This window comes from Niveispirillum sp. BGYR6, assembly GCF_027568365.1.
Lineage (GTDB): Bacteria > Pseudomonadota > Alphaproteobacteria > Azospirillales > Azospirillaceae > Niveispirillum.
This window is the reverse complement of sequence record NZ_JANLNL010000007.1, coordinates 176681-199883: the sequence shown is the minus strand read 5'-3', so window position 1 is coordinate 199883 and position 23203 is coordinate 176681. Positions and strand designations below refer to the sequence as shown.

Sequence of the window (23203 nt, the reverse complement as noted above, 5' to 3'; positions counted from 1 at the left end):
GATGAGTGCGGGAACCGGACCGGATAATCTGCCCTGGTGGGCAACGGGTGTGCTGCTGCCCGTCATCAATGTCGTGCTGGCGCTGATCGTGTCGGCCATCGTCATCCTGGCCATCGGGGAAGACCCGCTGGGGGCCATGTGGACGATGGTGCAAGGCGCACTGGGCACCAGTGAGGGGCTGGGCTACACGCTCTATTACGCCACCAGCCTGATCTTCACGGCGCTGGCCGTGGCGGTCGCCTTCCATGGCGGGCTGTTCAATATTGGTGGCGAAGGGCAGGCCTATCTGGGCGGGCTGGGCGTCGGCCTGGTCTGTCTGGCCGTGGGCAACATGCCCTGGTATCTGGTACTGCCGCTGTCCGTCCTGGGCGGGGCTGCCTTTGGCGGCCTCTGGGGAGCCATCCCCGGCTATCTCCAGGCCTATCGCGGCAGCCATGTCGTCATCACCACCATCATGTTCAATTTCATCGCCTCCTCGCTGATGGTTTACCTGATGGTGAATGTGCTGATCCGGCCGGGCCAGATGTCGCCGGAAAGTGCGCAGTTCGACAAGGCGACCTTCCTGCCGCTGGTGCAGGATATGGCGGCCGCCATCGGCATCCAGATGAACCCGTCGCCGCTGAATTTCTCCCTGTTTCTGGCGCTGGCCGCCTGTGTGCTGGTCTGGGCCTTCATCTGGCATACGCGCTGGGGCTTTGCCCTGCGCACCGTGGGTGCCAATGAAAATGCCGCCCGCTATGCCGGGATTGACCCGAAAAAGGCGATCATCATCGCCATGGCCCTGTCCGGCGCGCTGGCCGGCCTGCTGGGCGTGAATGAAATCCATGGCGTGCAGCATCGTCTGCTGCTGAATTTCCCGGCGGGCATGGGCTTCACCGGCATCGCCGTGGCCCTGATGGGCCGCAACCATCCCGCCGGCATCGTGCCCGCCGCCATCCTGTTCGGGATGCTGTACCAGGGCGGGACGGAGCTGATTTTTGACTATCCGTCCATCAGCCGCGAGCTGGTGGTGGTAATCCAGGGCGTGGTGATCCTGTTTGCCGGCGCCCTGGAACATATGTTCCGGCCGACACTGGTCCGGCTGTTCACGCCAAAGCCGGCGGGGGTGTGAGATGATGGACAGCTATTTCTGGCTGCTTTCCCTGCTGGACAGCATGTTTCGTCTGGCGACCCCGCTGCTGCTGGCAGCCCTGGCGGGCTTCTTCTCCGAACGCGCGGGCGTGGTGGATATCGGGCTGGAGGGCAAGATGCTGATGGCGGCGTTCGCCGCCGCCGCCACTGCCGCCTTCACCGGGTCGGCCGGGCTGGGCCTGCTGGCCGCCATCGGGGCATCGCTGGCGCTGGCGCTGCTGCATGGTTTTGCCTGCATCACCCACCGGGGCAATCAGGTGGTCTCCGGCGTGGCACTGAACATCACCGCCATGGGGCTGACCGCCGTGCTGGGCAATGCCTGGTTCGAAATGGGGGGCCGTACCCCCAACCTGCCGGCCACGGCCCGTTTTGGCGAACTGACCCTGCCACTGGCGGAGACGCTGCGCGGCATTCCGGTGCTGGGATCGTTTTATTACGAGGTGATCAGCGGCCATAATATCCTGGTCTATCTGGCCATGGCGCTGGTGCCGCTGACGGCCTGGGTCGCCTATCGCACCCGTTTCGGCCTGCGCCTGCGCGCCGTGGGCGAAAACCCGGCCGCCGTGGATACGGCGGGCATTTCCGTGCCGGCCCTGCGTTATCAGGCGGTGCTGATCGCTGGCCTGCTGTGCGGCCTTGCCGGTGCCTATCTTTCCACCGCACAAGGGGCGGGCTTCCAGACCAATATGACGGCCGGCAAAGGCTATCTGGCGCTGGCCGCCCTGATCCTGGGCAAGTGGAAGCCGGTGCCGACGCTGCTGGCCTGCCTGCTGTTCGCCGCCGCCGACGCGCTGCAAACCCGCCTGCAGGGCGTGGTGATGCCGGGCCTGGGCGAAGTGCCCGTACAATTGATCGAGGCGCTGCCTTATCTGCTGACCGTGCTGCTGCTGGCTGGCTTCATGGGCAAGGCCATTCCGCCCAAGGCCAGCGGCCGGCCCTATGTGAAGGAACGGTAAGGGGCGCGACGGTGGGGGAGATTACGCCTCCGCCGTCTCTCCACCACCGGACAGCGCCAGCTTGCTGGCCACGATGGCGGCCTGGGTCCGGCTGACCACGCCCAGGCGGCGCAGGATGACGGTGACATGGGCCTTCACCGTCGTTTCCACCACGCCCATTTCATAGGCAATCTGTTTGTTCAGCTTGCCCTCCGCAATGCCGGCCAGCACGCGCAATTGCTGCGGCGTCAGGCCGGCCACGCGGGCGGCCATGTCGCCATCCCCCGGCACGGCCGGGCCTTGGGTGGGCGGCAGCCAGATATTGCCATCCATCACCGCCTTGATCGCCTCGCCAATATGGGTGATGGGGGCGGATTTCGGCACGAAGCCAGAGGCGCCGTAATCCATGGCGCGCTGGATGGTGGTGGCATCCTCCATCGCGGAGACCACAATCACCGGCACGGCAGGAAATTCGTTGCGCAGCAAGGCCAGCCCGATCAGCCCGTTCATGCCGGGCATATGCAGGTCCAGCAGCACGGCATCGATATTATCTTCCCGCTTCAAGGCCGCCTCCACCTCCGGGAAGTTCGCCGCCTCCACCGTCGTCAGGCCCGCAATGGCACCGGTCACCGATTGGCACAGGGCCGCGCGCATCAACGGATGATCGTCGGCCACCAGAATGCGGAATGCCATAGACTGATCCCCTCCCCTGGAACGCTCACCGGGGCTTCGCCGCCCCATTCTTTCTTCAGGTAACGACCACGTATCACCATTATGGACAAGGGGACCACCCATTATCCACGGTCGCCGGCTGATCTTAAGGGTGGATCGGCCCAATACGGAAGGGGGGAGTGGCAGAAAATGGTCAAGGGGGCGGTCATTGCAACCGCCCTCTGTTATCGTGCCACCGGAATAAGGGTCAGTTTGGCTTTGCCCCCACCGGGATCAAGGCGCAAAACCGGCCCGCGGGTCATGCCCGCCCGGCTGCACCGGCAGCGGTACGGGGAAAGCGCTGACCACATCCGCCCAGGAGACGAACTTGAAATTGGTGGAGGCGGGTTTGCCGCTCATCCCGTTCAGATCGTCATTATAGCCGTCCTGCACCATCAGCAGGCCCTGCGGATATCCGGGCAGCACGAAAGAGACGATCTCCGCCCCGTCGCATTCCTGCACCCCATCCACGCCATTGGCGGCCTTGATGCGGAAGGAACCAAGATAGCGGTTATCGCCGCCACGTTCGAACACGGCGAACGTGTCATCCAGCCCGGAAGCATCCGGCTTGGGATGATCGCCATGGGCACTGCCCTGGCTGGAGACCACCAGATAGCCCTGACCATTGGCCCCGCGATACAGCGCCAGCCCTTCAACATCCCGCACCACCCGGCTGTCGGGATTGTTGAACGGGCTGTCGGTCGCCCCCCGGGTTTCATAGAAGGGCTTGTCGTCCGCCACACCGGTGGCAAGGTTCACCCGCCACAGGCCCACATCCTCCTGCCCAGCGAACAGGATCGACCGTTCCTCATCCACCACCATGCCTTCGAATTGCGGTGACCAATCCTTGGCCGTCAGATCCTGGCCCTTGTGGCTATAGGGGAAATCCCAGGCCCGCACCCGTTCATGGCCAACCGTGCCGTCTTGTTTCACCACCAGCCGCTGCTGCACCAGCCGGCCTTCCTTGCGCTGGGCGACAATGGCACTGACCGTATCGGTGGCCTTGTCATGCCAGAGCGTCAGGCCATAGGCGCTGTGCTGGTCCGTAACGGGGTTTTCCACCTCCCCCGAACCGTCCGGCGCACGGCGGGTGGGGAAGACCTGGCCCTGGGACAGGTCGGTGATATCGATCAGCGGGCCGCCGGGGGCCGCCGGGTCGATGCGCCAGACGATCAGCCGGTCGCCGCCCCGGTCGCTGGCCACGGCGATATCCATGCGGCTGCCATCCGGGCGCTTCAGCCCATAGGCGACATCGACATTGTTGTAACGGCCATCGGCAATGGGATCGAGGCGCTGCACCAGCTTGCCCGACAGGTCATAAACGCGCAGGCCGGCATTCTTCACCGCGCCGATCACCAGGCTTTTGGCCGGATCGGCGGGGTTCAACCAGAAGGCCGGGTCATCCGCATCGCCCTTATGTGCGTCATCGGGTTGGCCGGGGGCTACCTCCAGCACCGGCGCGACCTCTGCCACCGCCACCGGTCCGGCCTGCGCTGTACTGGCGGGCGGTGCCGGGGGCACTTCCGCTTTCTTTTCCGGCGAACAGGCGGACAGCAGCAGCAGCGCCGTCAACAGGGCGGCGGAGGGGGCCTTCATCGTCAACTCCTTGGTCTCATGCGATCAACCGGGGCCGGGACCGGCCCTGTCTGGATGGCGGCATCCTGGCGGGGCCAGCCTGAACGCTGCCTGAACGGCAACGCTCAGGGCTATCACAGGGACCAAGACAGTTTCGTGAAAACAAAAACCCCCGTGGCGGGCGCCACGGGGGTTTTGCGGGGCAGAAAGGCCGGATCAAACCAGCTTGGTCGTCACATTGATATTGCCACGGGTGGCATGGCTGTAGGGGCAGACCTTGTGCGCACGGGCCACCAGATCGTTGGCCACAGCGGCATCCAGACCCGGCAGGCTGACATTCAGCGTCACATCCAGGCCGAACCCTTCACCATCATCACGCGGGCCGATGCCAACATTGGCGGTGACGGAGACATCGGCCGGCACGGCGATCTTGTCACGTCCGCCGACAAATTTCAGCGCGCCGATGAAACAGGCCGAATAGCCGGCGGCGAACAGCTGTTCCGGATTGGTGGCGCCACCGGCCCCGCCGAGCGCCTTGGGTGCGGCCAGCGCCACATCCAGCAGACCATCGTCAGAGGTGGCGCGGCCATCACGGCCACCGGTTGCCTTGGCCGTCGCGGTATAAAGGATCTTCATGATGATATCTCCTGGTCGGTCTTGTTTCGGTTGGCAGGGGGGCCGCCGCAGCGCGCCCCGTTTGATGAGGTAAAGATCGCACGATAACTGATCGCTCGCAACTTATTTGATCGAGCGATAATAGATCGCTTGCTATGCGTTTTTGTTGCTGGTGCCGCTTTAACGGCAGGCGTGCTATGGTCGGCTTGACCAGACGAGCTTTGAAACGACCCAGCCCATGGAAAACGACGCCCGCGACCCTTTGTTGCTGTCGGAGCAGCTTTGCTTCTCACTCTATTCGGCGTCCCATGCCATGACGCGGGCCTATCGCCCCCGGCTGGACGCGCTGGGCCTGACCTATCCGCAATATCTGGTGATGCTGGTGCTGTGGGAGGGGGACGGGCTGCCCGTGCGGGTATTGGGGGAGCGGCTGGGGCTGGACAGCGCCACCCTGACTCCGTTGCTGAAGCGGCTGGAGGCACAGGGCATCGTCACCCGCCGGCGGGATACCGCCGATGAACGGGTGGTGCGCATCGACCTGACGGAAGAGGGCCGCGCCATGCGGGAAAAGGCCCGCCGCATCCCGCTGGAAATCGGCCATGCCACCGGCATGGACCTGCCCGATATTGTGGAACTGCGCAGCACCCTGAAGCGGCTGGCGGCGGCGCTGGAGCAATCCAGCGCGGGCAAGGGTTAACACCTACCGCCATTCCACACATGCCAGCGGGCCGGAAAGCCCGCTTGTGTTGGGGGCGCCATGGCCTGCATACAGCGAGGATGGGCACCGGCGGCCCCAAAGAAGCCGGGCGGCCGCGACATGCGCGGCCGGCAGAGCTTACAAGGATTTTCAGTTCTCCATGGATGATTTCTCGACGCTGGGCCTGACGGCTCCCCTGAATGCTGGTCTGATTGCCGCCGGTTATTCCAAGCCTACCCCTATCCAGGCCGCCGCCCTGCCGGCAGCCCTGGCCGGGCGCGATGTTCTGGGTCTGGCCCAGACGGGCACCGGCAAAACAGCCGCCTTCGCCCTGCCCGTGCTGCAGGCACTGGCCAATAGCGGTGGCCGGGCACGCCCCGGTGCGCCGCGCGCCCTGGTGGTGGTACCGACCCGCGAACTGGGTATCCAGGTCAGCGCTGTTTTCGACCTGCTGGGCATCCAGCTGGACAAGAATATCGCCGTCGTGCATGGCGGCGTTTCCATCAATCCGCAAATCCGCCAGCTCTCCGCCGGGATCGATATCCTGGTGGCCACGCCCGGCCGCCTGATCGACCTGATGGCACAGGGCAAGTGCCGGCTGGATGCGGTGGAATATTTCGTGCTGGATGAAGCCGACCGGATGCTGGACATGGGCTTCCTGCCGGCGGTGAAGAAGATCGTCGCCGCCCTGCCGAAGAAGCGGCAGACCATGTTCTTCTCCGCCACCATGCCCGATCAGGTTTCCACCCTGGCCGCCGGCCTGCTGCGCGAACATGTCCGGGTGGAGGTGACGCCGCCATCCACCACGGTGGAACGGATCGCCCAGTCCGTCATCATGCTGGAACCGGCGCAGAAGGCCCCCACCCTGGTGGCGCTGCTGCGCGATCCGGCGGTGAAGGGGGCGATCATCTTCACCCGCACCAAGCATGGCGCCAACCGGCTGGCCGCCCAACTGGCCGGCGCCGGGATCGAGGCGGCCGCCTATCACGCCAACAAGTCGCAAAATGCCCGCGAACGGGCGCTGAACGCCTTCCGCGATGGCGAAACCCGCGCCCTGGTCGCCACCGACATTGCCGCGCGCGGCATTGATGTGGATGGCGTCACCCATGTGTTCAATTTCGACCTGCCGGAAGTGGCCGAAGCCTATGTGCACCGCATCGGCCGCACCGGCCGTGCGGGGCGGGAAGGCCGCGCCGTCTCCCTGGTCACCCCCGGTGAGCGCCCGCTGCTGCGCGCGATTGAAAAGCTGACACGCCAGACCATCGCCCCCGATACGATGCTGCCGGCCGCCGCTGCCGCCCTGCCGACACCCAAGCCCGATCGGCCGGCCCAGCCGCAACGCCCGCGCCGTCCCCGGCCGGACGCTGGCCGACCGGGACAGGCCAAGCCGGCCGCCGGCCGTGGCGGCGACGCCTCCCGTCCGGCCCGACCCGGCCCGCGCGCCGCAGAGGAAGCCGGTGGCGAGAAGCAGGGTAATCCCGCCCGCAACCGTCGCCGGCACCGTGGTAACGGTGGCGGCGGTGGCAAGCCGGTCGCCACCAGCGGCGCAGGCAATGGCAATGCCCAGCGGGGTCCGCGCGGTCCCCGCCCCTCGGCAGGGTAAGCCCCCGCCAGCTTGCTTCCTGAAACGCTACATCCCTTTCCAGCGCCGATTCTTGTAATGGGGTTACATTTTTTGCCCCGTTCTGCATGTTGGGGGATCAAATCCGCCCGGATCGGTGCTAGAAAGGGATAACGAGTGGCCGCACCCGTCGGCCACCAATCCGTTTCAGGAAGGAAGCATCGTCCCCATGCGTCGCCATCGTCACGCCAAGATCGTCGCCACCGTCGGCCCGGCCAGCAATACGCCGGAAAAGCTGCGCGAACTGTTCCTGGCCGGGGCCGATGTGTTCCGGCTGAATTTCAGCCATGGCACGCATGAGGACCATGCCAAGGTCCATGCCGCCATCCGCGCCCTGGAAAAGGAAGTCGGCCGGCCCATCGGCATCCTGCAGGATCTTCAGGGCCCGAAGATTCGCATCGGCACCCTGGTCAATGGCAAGGAAGAGCTGGTGAAGGGCGAACGCGTCCGCTTCGTCCTGGGCAAGGAGCCGGGGACCAAGCAGAATATCCCCCTGCCCCACCCGGAAATTTTCGCCGCCATCATGCCGGGCCAGGATCTGCTGATCGATGACGGTCGGGTGCGCGTCACCGTGCGCGGCGTCACCGACAATGCCATTGACGCCGAAGTGATGGTGGATGGCGTCATTTCCAACCGCAAGGGCGTCAACCTGCCGGGCACGGCGCTGGACCTGTCGCCGCTGACGGAGAAGGACCGGGCCGATCTGGCTTTCGGCCTGTCGCTGGGCGTGGATTGGGTGGCGCTGTCCTTCGTGCAGCGCCCGTCCGACGTGATGGAGGCCAAGGGCCTGATCGGCGACCGCGCCGGGCTGGTGGCCAAGATCGAAAAGCCGCAGGCGCTGGAAAAGATCGACGATATCATCCGCCTGTCGGATGCCATCATGGTGGCGCGCGGCGATCTGGGCGTGGAAATCCCGCCCGAACAGGTGCCCGGCCGGCAGAAGGAACTGGTGCGCGCCGCGCGTCTGGCCGCCAAGCCGGTGATCGTCGCCACCCAGATGCTGGACAGCATGGTGGCCGCCCCCACCCCCACCCGCGCGGAAGCCTCCGACGTCGCCACCGCCGTCTATGATGGCGCCGATGCGGTGATGCTGTCGGCGGAAAGCGCGTCGGGCCAGTATCCGGTGGAATCGGTGGAAATGATGAGCCGGATCATCACCTCCACCGAACGGCACAGCGCCTATCGCCCCATCGTCACAGCACTGGAGCCGGAGCTGGACAGCACCCCGTCCCACGCTGTGGCCGGGGCTGCCGCCGATCTGGCCGACACCATCAAGGCCGCCGCCATTTTCGCCTTCACCGCCAGCGGCAATACCGTGGCCCGTATCGCCCGCAACCGGCCGGATGTGGCCGTGCTGGCCGCCACCCCCAATGCCGATGTGGCCCGCCGTCTGGCCCTGGTCTGGGGCGCGCACGCCATCCAGACCGGCGATGTCGGCAATTACGAGGAAATGGTGACCCGCGCCAAAGAATTGGCCGTGACGTCCGACTTCGCGCAAAGCGGTCAGCGCATCGTCATCGTCGCCGGCATCCCCTTTGGCCAGTCTGGCAGCACCAACAATCTGCGCATCGCTAAGATTTGATGCGTGCGAAGGCCGGGGCGGGCATGCAGCCGCCCCGGCAAGTTTATGGAGCATCCTGCCGATCAAGGGCTGACTTTCCTATCCTTTCGAGGTAGGCATAACAGCAGGTCCGACATTTGTATGATTGGGCCGTTGTCTGTGCGCGGGAGCCTTGATTGCCAGCCAGCCTGAACCTGGCACCGCTGTTCCTGAACATGACGGCCGTGGCCCTGGCCACCGCCGCGCTGCTGGCCTTTTTTCGCCTGGGTAATCCATATTTGCGCGGGGTCGGCACCTGGGCCGTGGCGCGTTTGGTGCTGGCAGCCGGTGCCGCCGTGCATCTGGTCGGCACCCAGCCCGAACTGCGCCTGCTGTTCCTGCCCGGTTTTTTGCTGATGTATCTGGCCATATTGCTGGATTATATCGGCCATTGCCGGTTTCTGGGTCGGTCGACGGCGGCTTGGCCTGCCCTGCTGGTGGGAGCCGTCACCATCATCATGCTGATGGTCATTGCCACCGCCTATGGCCCGCTGATCGGGGTGATCATGGGGCTGTCCATGCTGGCGCAGATTCTGCTGATCGCGCCGATCCTGATCTTGCTGCTGCGCCATCATGACCCGGCCCTGCGGGGGCCGACCCTGGCCATCGCCCTGCCCTATCTGGCCTGGATCATCATGCCAACGGTGCGGCTGATCCTGTTCAGTATCAATAAGTTCCGGCTGGGGATCGATAATGGTGTCGTCGGCCCGGCCATGTTCGTGGTTATCACCGGACTGATCTTGCAGGCCATGGGCATGGGCTGGATGATATGGACCCGCACTCGCCAGAAACGGCGGGCTGAGACGCCGCTGGCATAATCGCCCTCCCGCTCCGCACACTCGCCTTGTGAAACAACCGCCCTTCCCCGGGGTTATACCCCGGCAAGGCCCCATCGCCCGGCGCTGACCGCAAGGAGCCGCCGACGGGGCCCGTCGCTGTTGAAGGAGGTTTGCGTGCAGGAAAGGGTGCCCCCCACCCGACCGGCCATGGGTCCGCAACCGGGCCGGCCGAAAGAGACCACCCGCAAAGAACCGGCATGGACCGACGATACCGGATGGGTGATCCGGCGCACCGGCTATGATCCGGAAAAGGCGGCGCAGAATGAAAGCCTGTTCGCCCTGGCCAATGGCACCCTGGGCGTCCGGGGTGGCATTGACGAGGTGCCCAGCCTGACCGACGCCACCTTTCTGGCCGATTTCTTCGAACAGGCGCCGATCCATTATCATGAACGGTTCCCCGGCTTTGCCACCGCCACCGACACCCGTGTGCCGGTGGCGGATGGCAAATATATCCGCATCGTGCTGGGGGATGAGCCGGTGAATATACGCGACGGGCTGCTGGACGGGCTGTTGTGTGAACTGGACCTGCGCGCTGGCACCATGGGCCGCATCCTGCGCTGGACCAGCCCAAAAGGGGCCAGCGTGGAGATCGAAGGCCAACGTCTGGTCTCCCTCGCCCATCCGCAATTGATGGCGGTGCGGCTGACGGTGCGCTCACTGGATTACAGCGGGCCGGTGGCCCTGCTCTCCAGCATTCAATGGGGCAAGCGGGCAGAAAAGCAGGGGGACGATCCGCGCATCGGCGTGACCCTGGGCCATGGCGGTGTCGACAGCCAGCCGATAGAACAGAATGGCGTGCCGGCGGGGCTGGTGCAGCAGGCCCGCTTCAGCCAGCGCATCGCCGTCATCCGCCAGACCCATCGGCCGGGGCCGGGGCTGACGGCGGAACCGGTGTGGCAAACCCTGCATTCCCTGGTGGAGCCGTTCAGCGGCGAACTGACGCCCGGTCAGGAACTGACCATCGAGAAATTCGTCGCCTATGGCACCGCCGAACAGGCGGGGCCGGAGATCGCCCGAGCCCTGTTTGAGGAAGCAGGCGGCGTGCTGGCCGCCGCCCGCGCCATGGGCTGGGATGGTATCGCCCGCCGTCAGCGCCAGGAACTGGACAAGTTCTGGGGCGATGCCGATGTGACGATCGAGGGCGACCCGGCCCTGCAACAGGCCATCCGCTTCAACCTGTTCCACCTGTTCCAGTCCACCGGCCGCACCGGCACCAGTTCCATCGCTGCCAAGGGGCTGACGGGCGAAGGCTATGAGGGCCATTATTTCTGGGATACCGAAACCTTCGTGCTGCCCGCCCTGGCCCTGACTGATCCGGGGCTGGCGCGGCGGATGCTGGAATATCGCGTGCGCGGGCTGGAACGGGCCCGCGCCCATGCGCGGGCCATGGGCCATGCGGCCGGCGCGCTGTACCCCTGGCGCACCATCGCCGGGGATGAATGTTCAGCCCATTATCCCAGCGGATCAGCGCAATATCATATCAACGCCGATATCGCCTTTGCCGTGCGCTTTTATGAGGAGGTGACGGGCGACAGCACCTTCCTTTACACCCATCTGGCGGAAATGCTGTTTGAAACGGTACGCATCTGGCCGCAGATCGGCCGTTTCAACCCGCGCAAGGGCGGTGCCTTCACCATCCATGAAGTGACGGGGCCTGATGAATATACGGCATTGGTTAACAACAACTTTTACACCAATGCCATGGCACAGGCGCATCTGGCCCATGCCGCCGACCTTTACCGCCGCATGGCGCGGGAAGCGCCCGACCGGCTGGCGGTTCTGGCAGGGCAGATCGGGTTGATGCCGGCGGAGGCCGATCTCTGGCAGCGGGCGGCGGATGCCATGTATCTGCCCACCGACCCGTTGCTGGGCGTCTCCCCGCAGGATGATGATTTCCTGGACAAGCCGCTGTGGGATTTCGCCGGCACCCCGCTGGATAAATTCCCCCTGCTGCTGCATTTCCATCCGCTGGCCCTGTACCGCCATCAGGTCTGCAAGCAGGCCGATGTGGTACAGGCCATGCTGCTGGCCGGGCAGGCCATGGATAACGGGCTGAAGCGGCGCAATTTCGCCTATTATGAACCGATCACCGTGCATGACAGCACGCTGTCCCCCAGCACCCATGCCATCATCGCCGCCGAACTGGGGGAGGCGGAAAAGGCGCTGGCCTATTACCACCAGACCGCCCGGGTGGATCTGGACGACCTGCATGGCAATGCCAGCCATGGCGTGCATATGGCCGCCATGGCGGGAAGCTGGCTGGGCATCGCCTGGGGCTTTGGCGGCCTGCGCTGGCATGGCGGCATCGCCCGGTTCCGCCCCACCCTGCCGGCCGGCTGGGCCGCCTATGGCTTCGGCATCCTCTGGCAGGGGCGGCGGCTGCGGGTGCAGGTGACGGCGGCGGGCGCCTGTTACAGCCTGCTGGAGGGCCCGCCCCTGACCCTTCACCATTATGGCAAGCCTTTCCCCCTGACCGCCGGGGAAAGCCACTGCCTAGCGCTCTCCCCCTTCCCCTGGCCGGCCCGTGCCTTGATCTTTGATCTGGACGGGGTGCTGACCGACACGGCAGAGGCGCATTATCAGGCGTGGAAGCGGCTGGCCGACGATCTGGGCGTGCCCTTCGACCGCCGCCGGAATGAGGCGATGAAGGGCATCGACCGCGAGACGTCGCTGACCATGTTGCTGGACGGGTCGGGCCTGACCCTTTCGCCAGCAGCACGGCAAAAGGCCACCGACACCAAGAACGGCTATTATCAGGCGATCATCGCCGGCTACAGCCCTGCCGACCTGTTTGACGGCGTGCGGCCGCTGCTGGCCCAGGCGCGGGCGGCAGGGTTGAAGATCGGCGTCGCCTCGGCCAGCCGCAATGCCCCCACCCTGCTGGACAGGCTGGGCATCCTGGGCCTGCTGGACCATGTGGCCGATGCCGGAGCCATCGCCCACCCCAAGCCAGCCCCCGACATCTTCCTGTCGGTGGCCACTGCCCTGGGCGTTGCACCCAGTGAATGTATCGGCATTGAAGACAGCCAGGCCGGCATCACCGCCATCAAGGCCGCCGGCATGGTCGCCATCGGCATCGGCGACCGGGCGTTGCTGAAGCAGGCCGACACGGTATTCCCCCGTGTCAGAGAGATCGATCTGCCGGATGTGGTCGCCGCCGCAGACAATAGAGAGGGCAAATCATCGCTTAAGACTGGTTAAGGGCTCGCCGAATTGATCTATCTCATAAGTACGGAGGCAGGTGGGCGCGATTATGGAATCGTTAACGAAGTTCCCTTAATCCCCTACAGGGAGTAAGAGAGGGAACGATCATGCGCCTTAGCATTAAAATAAAAGTTGTTGGAATTGTCACTGTACTGGCCTTGCTTTCGCTGACGCAATCTCTTGTACAGGGTTTCTTCGCCTGGCAGGGAATGAGTACGGCTGAACAAGCATCGGATAGTAACCGGCAGGCCGCCATCATGCTGGATGCCGCCGGAAAACTTGCAGTGGAACGGGGCAGCACGAATGCGGCCATCGCGGGCGCTGCCACCAGCGCCGAACAGCGCGCAGCGGTGGACAAGGCCCGCCAGGCGGTGGACGCCGCCCTGGTCAATGTCCGGGCCGCCATGCAGCAGGCCGGCGCCCTGCAGTCCGCTCTTTCCAGCCTGGACAGCGCCAGGGCCAAGGCGACCGCAGCCATGGATGGAACCGGCGCGCGGGAACCCGGCCCCTGGTTCGCCACGGCAACCGGTGTCATCGAGAATCTGCTGGCCCAGGCCCGGCAGGATATTGCCGGCATTGCTCTGTCGGACGAGGCCGCTTTGGCCGAAGGTCTGGCCGTGACCACCGATCTGGCGGTGGTGGCCGAACATCTGGGCCGGCAGCGCGGCATGGTGGCCGGCATCATTGCCACCGCCAAACCGCCCAGCCCCACCCAGCTGGGGTCCATCGGCCATGCCAGCGGCGCCATCGCCATCAGTCTGGCCGGGGCCGAAGCACGGGCCAGCCGGCTGGCACCGTCCTTCCGCGATGGGGTCAGCGTGGCCGCACAGGCCACCGCCCGCATTGATACGGAGTTGAAGCAGGTACTGGCCGCTGCTGCATCCGGTGCCGCCTATCCGGTGGACAGCCAGGGCTGGTTCAAATCCGCCAGCGGCGCCATTGATACGGTGATCCAGGCCCGCCAGACACTGGAACAGGCCACCAGCGCCAAGGCAACGGCCCTGCGCAGCGCCCGCGGCTGGGGCCTGACGGGGGCCATATTGGTGGTGCTGGTGGGGCTCTGCATGGTGGGGCTGGCCATCCTGATCGTGACGCGGCAGATCCTGCGCCCGCTGGCCGAGCTGGGCCACGCCATCGGCCTGTTCGCGCGGGAGGATTACAGCGCCGATGTGCCCCATGCCAACCGCCAGGATGAGCTGGGCGCCATGGCCCGGTCGGTTGCCGTGCTGAAGCAGGCTGGCCAGGAGGCCGCCCGCCTGCGCGCGGTGGAGGCCGACCAGCGCGCCGCCCGCGACCGCCATACGGCCGAACTGGAACGGTTGATCGCCGATTTTGACGTCACCGCCTCCCTGGCCATCCGGGAGATGTCGTCGGCCTCCACCGAGCTGGAAGCGACAGCAGCGCAGATGTCCGGCATTTCCGGGGAGACGCTGCGCCAGTCGCAGGCCGCCACCGGGGCCACCAACGCCGCCAGCGACAAGATCCAGGCCGTGGCCGCCGCCGCAGAGGAACTGTCCGGCTCCATCGCTGAAATCCAGCGCCAGGCCAGCCGGTCCAGCCAATCCGCCGGCCAGACCATGGAACAGGCCGAACAGGCCGACCATACGCTGGCCAGTCTGGCCAGTGCTGCCCAGCGCATCGGCGAAGTGGTGGGCCTGATCTCCAACATTGCCGCCCAGACCAACCTGCTGGCACTGAACGCCACGATTGAGGCCGCCCGCGCCGGGGAGGCCGGCAAGGGCTTTGCCGTGGTGGCGGGGGAGGTGAAGGCGCTGGCCACCCAGACGGCGCGCGCCACCGACGATATCACCGGGCTGGTCGGCGAAATCCAGAAAGTGGCGGAACAGTCGGTTGCCGCCATCCGGCAGGTCAGCACCGCCATCGCTGGCCAAAGCCAGATCGCCGAGGAAATCGCCCATGCGGTGGAACAGCAATCCGCCGCCACGTCGGAAATCGCTGGCAGCGTGTCGGACGCCGCGGGCAGCGTGGTGCAGGTGGACGGTGCCATGGGTCAGGTGACGGGTGCGGCGGAGGAAGCGGGCGAGATGTCGCGTCAGGTCTCTCTCGCCTCCTCCAACCTCGCCCGCAACGCCACCCTGTTGCAGGATGAGATCACCCGCTTCTTCGCGGCCATCCGGGCGGCGTAAGCGAGGTTTGCGTCACCCCATGTTTTTTCCCGTCCATGGGCGGAATGGCGACAGGCAGACCCCGTGGCGGGAATACCCGAACGGCTTCCGCTCACCCGGAAGCCGTTCACGACAGAGACCGCCCCGCAGAAGGCGCCACGTCCACAACACCATTGTATGGAACCGTTTGAACACTAAATCGTCATAAAACATGGGGTACATATTTTTCTTTCCACCATAGGACGATCTCTGTTATATATCAGAAACGCAAAAGTAGATCAGATACCACCCACTGAAATGGTGTGAAATGAGATCCCGCGTTGGAACTTTTGTCGGAGTTCCCTTGCTTCTCATTGTCTTGGCGGCGTTTCCCGAACGTAGTGTCGCCCTGCAAGTGCTTATCAACCCGGCGGTGACCGACGGGGCGTTACAGATATCGGACATTAGACAGAAAGCAGCAATCTGGCCATCAGGTCAGAGAACCCTTACTTATTGGATTGACGCACAAGAACTGTGTGGTCGGCAATGGACACCCACGAAAACTTGCATGCGCGAGACAATTGTTGCTTCTAGTTTAGCAGCAGCGGCTAAGGATTGGGAGAATGCCTGCGCTGAGTGTGGCGTCTCTTTTACTCGCGTATATGAAAAAAGCAAAGCCACATTTAGAGTGAGATATATTGGATCAATATTATTATCATCAGGCGAGAAAAAAGCCCCAGCATATATAGCCCGTTCCTTTTTTCCAACGTCAGAGAGTAAGAATAGAATTTTACGGATATCTCCTGCCTATTTCTCCGAAAACGTAGAAAAAATCGGAATCATCCGGCACGAGTTGGGACACATATTGGGATATGTTCATGAGAATATTTGCAATGGTACAGCAAACCAGCTTCCGCCCGGACTAGCGAGTGTTTTGATCAATCAAAAAGATGAAAAATCCTTGATGGTTCAACCATGTGAGTTGTCAAATTTCAGTGGGTCTTTGTCTCTGTCCCCTTTGGACGTTGAGGGTCACAGAAAGATCTACAGCCCTGCCTCCAGTTCATCGAACTGACCCAGACAATGTTGGTTCTCCAATCACCTAAACTTCACGATAACAAACACAGAGAGGAAGATCATGCCTTCGCAAATCGATAACGGAACGGTACAGAGGGTTCACATAGAGACAATATCCGTCAATGATGTAAAAGAAGGTGATAATCTTTACCTTCATGATAGTCCAGATAAACTGGTATCTGTATTCCATGTGGATACGGATATCATCCGGGTGGAGGATTCAGAGAATTCATACTTGTTCGCCTTGACACCCGACGGCCAAGATTTGTTGGGTGCTCTTGCCTCGGGGATGCAATCAGTCGACCCGGAAGGCGGGGTTGACACTGAGGGTGAAGAAGGCGAGGACAAGGTTGCCGATTTTGCCCTCATCAGCGGGACTGTTAATATCCTGAAGAGAACTGCCAGTGCTGCCGTTGATGTCGGGTCTGAGGGAGCGAGAGCTGTTGGGCGCGGCGCCATCAAGGCAGGAGGGGTTATAATAGACGCTGGCAGCGCGGTGAAAGAAAAAACCTATGATAAGGTTTTTAATAAAAATGATGATATTGACAATCCAAATTCAAAATCAATTACAACCGATAAATTGGAACCGGGAGATATACTGCTAAAAAGACTACATAGTGATGACAAAACATCATCAGCCATTAATCTCGCTCAGCTTTCATTGAATGGCCTAAGAGGATATAAAGATTCCCATAAACTAACACATGCCATGATCTATATAGGCAATCGGAGAGTCATCGAAGCTGTGGACAAGGGCATTGGTATTTCCCCCTTGAGAGACCATAGCAGCTTCAATGGCTGCAACTACAACGAATATGATTTTTATGTCTTGCGTTGTCGAGATTCTCAAATCAGACAAATTGCCGTTCAGATGGCCAAAGAATTACTTCCCGATGAATCAGCGAATAATCTGAATATTTTCGAGGAATCTACGCCAGTAAAGGTAGAATACGACCACAAGAACTTATATCTGACCATTGGCTACAAGGCGATTGGTAGCGTTGCTAGCCTTGGTGGGGTTTCTGGCGGCGATAAACTTATCGACCTTGCTAGATCCGCGGTGGCCGATTCAACGAGTAAATTCAGCAGTGATCTAAAGAACAATCGGTCTCCAAAATTGTTCTGCTCAGAGTTGGTCGCCTACTGCTATCACGCAGCTGCAGATGCCAAGGGCCGAAAGCGCTACTTTCAGGGATGGCAACAAGGCATTCTTTCCCCAGAGCATCTTTACGTCTTTGGTCGCCGGGACGGGGAGAATTTTGAATATGTTGGTCGTCTGCCCGCCCATGCGTCCTGACGCTGTTGTATCTGAAACGGAACGGTTTTAAATCGGGGTCGTTTCGATCAGAATTTGCACAGTAAAATAGGAAGTATCTGCCTGGGTTACCACGTCACAGGCAGAAGATTGCCCGCTATATAATCCAAAACTGTATCATTGCCTCAAGTGTCTTCATTTGAGGCAATGATACCTTATACCAATCTCCCTTGATCGTGACTGATCCAGGGAGGTTTTGTGTTCCCTCAGGTGCCGGGCGCTGCCATCCGGCAGCTTGGCTTGGAGGCCGGCGACCGCCGGCCTCCAAGCCACCAAGGGTCAAACCCTCGGCTGCTTGGTATTATAACGCTATTTCTCCCTCACCCCAATATCCCCGGCAAATCCAGTCCCTTATCGCGCGCGCATTCCTGCGCGATATCATACCCGGCATCGGCATGGCGCATCACGCCGGTGGCGGGGTCGTTCCACAGCACCCGTTCCAGGCGCTTGGCAGCCTCGGGCGTGCCGTCGGCCACGATCACCATGCCGCTATGCTGGGAAAAGCCCATGCCGACGCCGCCGCCATGGTGCAGCGACACCCAGGTCGCCCCCGACGCCGTGTTCAGCAGGGCGTTCAGCAAGGGCCAGTCGGAGACGGCATCCGAGCCATCCTGCATCGCCTCTGTCTCCCGGTTGGGCGACGCGACGGAGCCGCTGTCCAGGTGATCGCGGCCAATCACCACCGGGGCCTTCAGCTCGCCCTTGGCCACCATCTCATTGAAGGCGAGCCCCAGCCGGTGGCGGTCGCCCAGCCCCACCCAGCAGATGCGGGCCGGCAGGCCCTGGAATTTGATCTTTTCCCGCGCCATGTCCAGCCAGTGATGCAGTTGGGCATTATCGGGCAGCAGCTCCTTTACCTTCTGGTCGGTCTTGTAAATATCCTCCGGGTCGCCGGACAAGGCCGCCCAGCGGAACGGGCCGATGCCCCGGCAGAAGAGCGGGCGGATATAGGCCGGCACGAAGCCGGGGAAGGCGAACGCATCCGCCACCCCTTCCTCCAGCGCCATCTGGCGGATGTTATTGCCGTAATCCAGGGTGGGTACGCCGGCCTTCCAGAAATCCAGCATGGCGCGCACCTGTTCGGCCATGCTGGCGCGCGCGGCGCGTTCCACCGACTTCGGGTCGCTTTCGCGGCCCTTGGCCCATTGGTCCAGCGTCCAGCCGCGCGGCAGATAGCCATTGATCGGGTCGTGGGCGGAGGTCTGATCCGTCACCGCATCGGGCCGCACGCCCCGGCGCACCAGTTCCGGGAAGATATCCGCCGCATTGCCCAGCAGGCCGACAGAGAGGGGTTTTTTCTCCGTACAGGCTTGGGCGATGAGGGCAAGTGCTTCATCCAGATTGTCGGTGGCGCGGTCCAGATAGCCCGTGCGCAGGCGCATGTCGATGCGCGACGGCTGGCATTCCACCGCCAGACAAGACGCGCCCGCCATCACGGCGGCCAGCGGCTGCGCCCCGCCCATGCCGCCCAAGCCGCCGGTGAGAATCCAACGCCCGGCAAGGCTGCCGCCATAATGGCGTCGCCCCACCTCCACAAATGTCTCATAGGTGCCCTGGACGATGCCTTGGGTGCCGATATAGATCCAGCTTCCCGCCGTCATCTGGCCATACATCATCAGGCCCTTGGCATCCAGCTCGTGGAACTTGTCCCAGTTGGCCCAATGGGGGACGAGGTTGGAATTGGCGATCAGCACGCGCGGCGCATCTTTATGGGTGCGGAAAACCCCCACCGGCTTGCCGGATTGCACCAGCAGGGTCTGGTCATCCTCCAGCTTTGTCAGCGCCGCGACGATGCGGTCGAAGCTCTGCCAGTCGCGCGCCGCCCGACCGATGCCGCCATACACGACCAGTTCTTCCGGCCGTTCGGCCACGTCCGGGTCCAGGTTATTCATCAACATCCGAAGTGCGGCTTCGGTCTGCCAGCTTTTGGCGCTGCGGGTGCTGCCATGGGCGGCCTTGATGCGGCGGGAATTGTCGATACGGTTCATGTCCTGTCCCCTTCAAGCGCCCAGTCGCGGCAGATGGTGAGAATGTGGGTCAAGGCCGACACCATCGGTGCGGCATAGGCGGGATCAAAGGCGGGTGGCCAGTTGGTTGCATCCAGCGGCCAGGCTGGTTCCGCCAGATAGCCCCGGCAGGCCAGTTCCATCTGCACCCCATGCACGCCATTGGCGGGCTGGCCGTAATGGCGGGTGATATAGCCGCCCTTGAAGCGGCCATTGCTGACACGGCTGAACTGTGTGACGTCGCACGCCCGCTCCACCGCCGCCTGCAGGGCGGGGGCGCAGGCGGTGCCGCTGTTGGTGCCGATATTGAAATGCGGCAGGTCGCCATCAAACAGGCGCGGCACGCGGGAGCGGATGGAATGGCAATCATACAGCACCACGCTTGGGTGCTGTTCGCTCAGCCGCGCGATCTCGGTTGCCAGGGCCGTGTGATAGGGCGTGTGGTAGAGGGCGCGGCGGCGGGCCAGTTCTGCCGCGTCCGGTTCCTGGCCGGGGCGGTAGAGCGGTTCGCCGTCGAAGCTGGTCAGCGGGCAGAGGTCGGTCGTCGCCTGTCCAGGATAGAGCGATGCGCCATCGGGCGGACGGTTCACGTCGATCACCGTCCGCGACAGGCGGGTGCGGATGATGGTCGCCCCCAGGTCGGCGGCGAAAGCGTAGAGGTCCGCCACATGCCAATCCGCATCCTTGCGCGCCAGCCAAGGATCGGCCAGGGCGGGCACGATATCATCGGGAATGTCGGTGCCGGCATGGGGGATGGACAGGATCAGCGGGACCGTGCCACGGGTGATGTCCAGCCAGGGATGGGTGTGGGGCATGGGGTGGTTCCTTGGGAGCTGGTTGGCTCTTTCTTTACCGTCACCCCGGCGAAGGCCGGGGTCCAGTTTCGTAGAGCGAAGCGCTTGTGACCCTGGACCCCGGCCTTCGCCGGGGTGACGGTTGGAGGGAATGGGAAGTGTTTCAGAGGGGAAAATCCCCCTCACCCCACCGCCGGCAACCCTTCCACCGTCGCCACCAGCGCCCCACCGCGCACCAGCGCCAAGGCCGCCTGAATGTCCGCGTGGAAATAGCGATCTTCCCCCAGCGTCGGGACATCCGACCGCAGCCGGGCGCGGGCGGCTTCCAGCACCGCACTGCTGGTCAGCGGCGCATGGAAATCGCAGCCCTGGGCGGCGGCCAGCCACTCAATCGCAATCACGGCAAAGCCGTTCTCCACCATCGCCATCAACCGCCGCGCGCCATGGGCCGCCATGGAGACATGATCTTCCTGGTTGGCCGAGGTGGGGATGCTGTCCACGCTGGCGGGATAGGCGCGCTGCTTGTTCTCTGAAACCAGGGCAGCGGCCGTCACCTGCGGGATCATGAAGCCGGAATTCAGGCCCGGCTTCGGCGTCAGGAAGGCGGGCAGGCCGGACAAGGCCGGGTCCACCAGCATGGCGACGCGCCGTTCGGACAGGCTGCCAATCTCACAGATCGCCATGGCCACCATGTCGGCGGCAAAGGCCACCGGCTCGGCATGGAAATTCCCGCCGGACAGAACGCTGTCATCCTCGGCAAAGACCAGCGGATTGTCGGAAACGGCGTTCGCCTCAATCAACAGGGTGCGGGCCGCCTGCCGCAGCAGGTCCAGGGCGGCCCCCATCACCTGCGGCTGGCAGCGCAGGCAATAGGGGTCTTGCACCCGCACATCATTATCGCGGTGGCTATCGCGGATAGCGGAGTTCGCCATCAGCCGGCGCAGCGTATCCGCCACGTCAATCTGCCCCTGATGGCCGCGCAGGCTGTGGATGCGCGGGTCAAACGGTGTATCGGACCCCTTGGCGGCTTCCGTCGACAGGGCACCGGTCACCAAAGCACTTTGCAGCAGCCTTTCCGCCTCAAACAGCCCAGCCAAGGCATAGGCGGTGGAAAATTGTGTACCGTTCAGCAGCGCCAAGCCTTCCTTCGGCCCCAGCAGCAAGGGCGACAGGCCAGCCTCAGTCAGGGCGGCGGCTGCGGGTTGGCGTACCCCCTCCACCGTCACCTCGCCATGGCCGATCATCGCGGCGGCCATATGCGACAGCGGCGCCAGATCGCCCGACGCGCCCACGGACCCCTGCGCCGGCACCACGGGCAAAATCCCCCTGGCCAGCATGGCCTCCAGCAGGGTCAGCACCGCCACCCGCACGCCCGATGCGCCGACGCCCAGACTGGCCAGTTTCAGCGCCATCATCAGCCGCAGCACATTTTCCGGCATCGGCTCACCGACGCCGGCGGCGTGACTCAACACGATATTGCGCTGCAATTCCGCCAGATCGGCGTCGGCAATGCGGACAGAGGCCAGCTTGCCGAACCCGGTATTCACACCATAGACGGGTTCCCCCTTGGCGATGATGCGGGTGATCGTATCGGCCCCGCGCTGCACCTGGGCATGGCAGGCCGGGTCCAGCATCGGGACCGCCCCCTGATAGATCGCCCGCCACTGGTCCAGGCTGACGGCACCGGGGGTGAGGGTCAGTGTGGTAGGCATCATTGTCCCCTGAAAATGCGGCTGTGCAGCGGGTTGAAACCCATGCGGTAGACCAGCTCCGCCGGTCGTTCGATATCCCAGATGGCGAGGTCGCAAGCCTTGCCGGCCTCCAGCGTGCCCACGCTGTCGAGCCGGCCGAGCGCCTGGGCGGCATGGCTTGTGACGCCCAGCAGGCATTCTTCCACCGACAGGCGGAACAGGGTCGCCCCCATATTCATCGCCAGCAACAGGGAGGTGAGCGGCGCGGTGCCCGGGTTGCAGTCGGTGGCCAGCGCCATCACCACGCCATGGCGGCGGAACAGGTCGATGGGTGGCAGTTTGGTGTCACGGGTGAAGTAAAACGCCCCCGGCAGCATCACCGCCACCGTGCCGGCCGTGGCCATGGCGCGCACCGCCGCTTCATCCACATGTTCCAGATGATCGGCGGACAACGCCCCGAGCGAGGCGGCAAGGGCCGCGCCCTGCAGGTTGGACAATTGTTCGGCGTGCAGCTTGATCGCCAACCCATTGCTCTTCGCGGCATGGAAGACGCGGCGCACCTGCGCCAGCGAAAAGCCGATCCCCTCACAGAACCCGTCCACCGCATCGGCCAAGCCCTGTTCGGCCACGGCGGGGATCATCTTGCGGCAGACCAGATCGATATAGGCATCATGGTCGTCGGCAAATTCCGGCGGCACGGCGTGGGCACCCAGAAAGGTGGTGGCGATGTTGACCGGTCGGGCATCGGCCAGCGCGCGGGCGGCGCGCAGCATTTTCAATTCATCCGCCAGGGACAGGCCATAGCCGGATTTCACCTCAACCGTCGTCACCCCTTCGGCCAACAGCGCATCCAGGCGCGGCATGGTCTGGCGGATCAGTTCCGCCTCATCCGCCGCGCGGGTGGCGCGCATGGTAGAGACGATGCCGCCACCGGCGCGGGCGATGTCTTCATAGGTCGCCCCCGTCAGGCGGAGTTCAAATTCATGCGCGCGGTCGCCGGCATGGACCAGATGGGTGTGACAATCAATCAGGCCAGGGGTGATCCAACGCCCCTGGCAATCCGTCACAGTAACGGTGTTGAGGGCGGGGGCATCGCTGGCCGGCCCGGCATAAAGGATGCGGCCATCGCGGGCGGCGATGATGCCATCCTCCACGACCCCCAACCCGCGCAGGTCGGCGCGCATGGTGGCCAGACGGGCGTTCTTCCACAGATGATCAGCCGGTGTCATGCGCGCTGGTTGCTCCCTGGGTTGTTTTTTGGCCCGTTACCCGATTGGGCCGGCTGGC

General features: G+C 63.7%; 17 protein-coding genes. 10 read left to right on the top strand and 7 right to left on the bottom strand.

Going from position 1 to position 23203, the window contains the following annotated elements:
* Nucleotide 1 precedes the first annotated feature (1 nt).
* A complete protein-coding gene (locus tag PCJ49_RS15995) occupies nt 2-1111 on the top strand; it encodes an ABC transporter permease (protein ID WP_269911802.1) in 1110 nt (369 codons plus the stop codon).
* Between the two features lie 4 nt (nt 1112-1115).
* Complete coding sequence (locus PCJ49_RS15990) at nt 1116-2087, top strand: ABC transporter permease (RefSeq protein ID WP_269911878.1); 972 nt, start codon at nt 1116-1118, stop codon at nt 2085-2087.
* A 21-nt stretch (nt 2088-2108) separates the two neighbouring features.
* On the opposite strand, the gene PCJ49_RS15985 is transcribed toward PCJ49_RS15990, so the two are convergent.
* The 3 genes from PCJ49_RS15985 to PCJ49_RS15975 all read right to left on the bottom strand — a co-directional run bounded on the left by PCJ49_RS15985 (nt 2109) and on the right by PCJ49_RS15975 (nt 4988).
* Complete coding sequence (locus tag PCJ49_RS15985; RefSeq protein WP_269911801.1) at nt 2109-2759, bottom strand: response regulator transcription factor; 651 nt, start codon at nt 2757-2759, stop codon at nt 2109-2111.
* 252 nt (nt 2760-3011) lie between these two features.
* Nucleotides 3012-4373, bottom strand: a complete 1362-nt coding sequence (locus PCJ49_RS15980) for a phytase (protein ID WP_269911800.1) — start codon at nt 4371-4373, stop codon at nt 3012-3014.
* A 195-nt stretch (nt 4374-4568) separates the two neighbouring features.
* On the bottom strand, nt 4569-4988 hold the full coding sequence (locus PCJ49_RS15975; protein ID WP_269911799.1) for an organic hydroperoxide resistance protein: 420 nt from the start codon (nt 4986-4988) through the stop codon (nt 4569-4571).
* A gap of 217 nt (nt 4989-5205) precedes the next feature.
* On the opposite strand from PCJ49_RS15975, the gene PCJ49_RS15970 reads away from it, so the two are divergent.
* The 8 genes from PCJ49_RS15970 to PCJ49_RS15935 all read left to right on the top strand — a co-directional run bounded on the left by PCJ49_RS15970 (nt 5206) and on the right by PCJ49_RS15935 (nt 17407).
* Complete coding sequence (locus PCJ49_RS15970; RefSeq protein WP_269911798.1) at nt 5206-5664, top strand: MarR family transcriptional regulator; 459 nt, start codon at nt 5206-5208, stop codon at nt 5662-5664.
* Between the two features lie 160 nt (nt 5665-5824).
* Nucleotides 5825-7267 carry a DEAD/DEAH box helicase gene (locus tag PCJ49_RS15965; protein WP_269911797.1) on the top strand — a complete coding sequence of 481 codons (1443 nt, stop codon included), beginning with the start codon at nt 5825-5827 and terminating at the stop codon, nt 7265-7267.
* Between the two features lie 187 nt (nt 7268-7454).
* Entirely contained in the window at nt 7455-8867 is a 1413-nt protein-coding gene (gene pyk, locus PCJ49_RS15960; RefSeq protein ID WP_269911796.1) for a pyruvate kinase, read from the top strand.
* Nucleotides 8868-9022: 155 nt separating this feature from the next.
* Nucleotides 9023-9703 (top strand): hypothetical protein, encoded by a 681-nt coding sequence (locus PCJ49_RS15955; RefSeq protein ID WP_269911795.1) that lies wholly within the window; start codon nt 9023-9025, stop codon nt 9701-9703.
* Nucleotides 9704-9838: 135 nt separating this feature from the next.
* Nucleotides 9839-12925, top strand: coding sequence for a beta-phosphoglucomutase (pgmB, locus tag PCJ49_RS15950; RefSeq protein ID WP_269911794.1), 3087 nt, complete (start codon nt 9839-9841; stop codon nt 12923-12925).
* 212 nt (nt 12926-13137) lie between these two features.
* Nucleotides 13138-15075 (top strand): methyl-accepting chemotaxis protein, encoded by a 1938-nt coding sequence (locus tag PCJ49_RS15945; protein ID WP_269911793.1) that lies wholly within the window; start codon nt 13138-13140, stop codon nt 15073-15075.
* A gap of 322 nt (nt 15076-15397) precedes the next feature.
* Complete coding sequence (locus tag PCJ49_RS15940; protein ID WP_269911792.1) at nt 15398-16108, top strand: hypothetical protein; 711 nt, start codon at nt 15398-15400, stop codon at nt 16106-16108.
* A 63-nt stretch (nt 16109-16171) separates the two neighbouring features.
* Nucleotides 16172-17407 (top strand): hypothetical protein, encoded by a 1236-nt coding sequence (locus tag PCJ49_RS15935; RefSeq protein WP_269911791.1) that lies wholly within the window; start codon nt 16172-16174, stop codon nt 17405-17407.
* Nucleotides 17408-17745: 338 nt separating this feature from the next.
* On the opposite strand, the gene hutU is transcribed toward PCJ49_RS15935, so the two are convergent.
* The 4 genes from hutU to hutI form a co-directional block, all read right to left on the bottom strand.
* Nucleotides 17746-19413 carry a urocanate hydratase gene (gene hutU / locus PCJ49_RS15930; RefSeq protein ID WP_269911790.1) on the bottom strand — a complete coding sequence of 556 codons (1668 nt, stop codon included), beginning with the start codon at nt 19411-19413 and terminating at the stop codon, nt 17746-17748.
* Nucleotides 19410-20246, bottom strand: coding sequence for an N-formylglutamate deformylase (gene hutG / locus PCJ49_RS15925; protein WP_269911789.1), 837 nt, complete (start codon nt 20244-20246; stop codon nt 19410-19412). The genes hutU and hutG overlap by 4 nt, the downstream gene beginning before the upstream one ends.
* Nucleotides 20247-20407: 161 nt before the next feature.
* Nucleotides 20408-21940, bottom strand: a complete 1533-nt coding sequence (hutH, locus tag PCJ49_RS15920) for a histidine ammonia-lyase (protein ID WP_269911788.1) — start codon at nt 21938-21940, stop codon at nt 20408-20410.
* Nucleotides 21937-23145 (bottom strand): imidazolonepropionase, encoded by a 1209-nt coding sequence (gene hutI, locus PCJ49_RS15915; protein WP_269911787.1) that lies wholly within the window; start codon nt 23143-23145, stop codon nt 21937-21939. Before hutI ends, hutH begins: the two co-directional genes overlap by 4 nt.
* Nucleotides 23146-23203: the final 58 nt, after the last annotated feature.

Coding starts and splice junctions, on each gene's coding strand:
- PCJ49_RS15995 (WP_269911802.1), top strand. CDS start 2: ATGAGTGCGGGAACCGGACCGGATAATCTGCCCTGGTGGGCAACGGGT.
- PCJ49_RS15990 (WP_269911878.1), top strand. CDS start 1,116: ATGGACAGCTATTTCTGGCTGCTTTCCCTGCTGGACAGCATGTTTCGT.
- PCJ49_RS15985 (WP_269911801.1), bottom strand. CDS start 2,759: ATGGCATTCCGCATTCTGGTGGCCGACGATCATCCGTTGATGCGCGCG.
- PCJ49_RS15980 (WP_269911800.1), bottom strand. CDS start 4,373: ATGAAGGCCCCCTCCGCCGCCCTGTTGACGGCGCTGCTGCTGCTGTCC.
- PCJ49_RS15975 (WP_269911799.1), bottom strand. CDS start 4,988: ATGAAGATCCTTTATACCGCGACGGCCAAGGCAACCGGTGGCCGTGAT.
- PCJ49_RS15970 (WP_269911798.1), top strand. CDS start 5,206: ATGGAAAACGACGCCCGCGACCCTTTGTTGCTGTCGGAGCAGCTTTGC.
- PCJ49_RS15965 (WP_269911797.1), top strand. CDS start 5,825: ATGGATGATTTCTCGACGCTGGGCCTGACGGCTCCCCTGAATGCTGGT.
- pyk (WP_269911796.1), top strand. CDS start 7,455: ATGCGTCGCCATCGTCACGCCAAGATCGTCGCCACCGTCGGCCCGGCC.
- PCJ49_RS15945 (WP_269911793.1), top strand. CDS start 13,138: ATGAGTACGGCTGAACAAGCATCGGATAGTAACCGGCAGGCCGCCATC.
- PCJ49_RS15935 (WP_269911791.1), top strand. CDS start 16,172: ATGCCTTCGCAAATCGATAACGGAACGGTACAGAGGGTTCACATAGAG.
- hutU (WP_269911790.1), bottom strand. CDS start 19,413: ATGAACCGTATCGACAATTCCCGCCGCATCAAGGCCGCCCATGGCAGC.
- hutG (WP_269911789.1), bottom strand. CDS start 20,246: ATGCCCCACACCCATCCCTGGCTGGACATCACCCGTGGCACGGTCCCG.
- hutH (WP_269911788.1), bottom strand. CDS start 21,940: ATGATGCCTACCACACTGACCCTCACCCCCGGTGCCGTCAGCCTGGAC.
- hutI (WP_269911787.1), bottom strand. CDS start 23,145: ATGACACCGGCTGATCATCTGTGGAAGAACGCCCGTCTGGCCACCATG.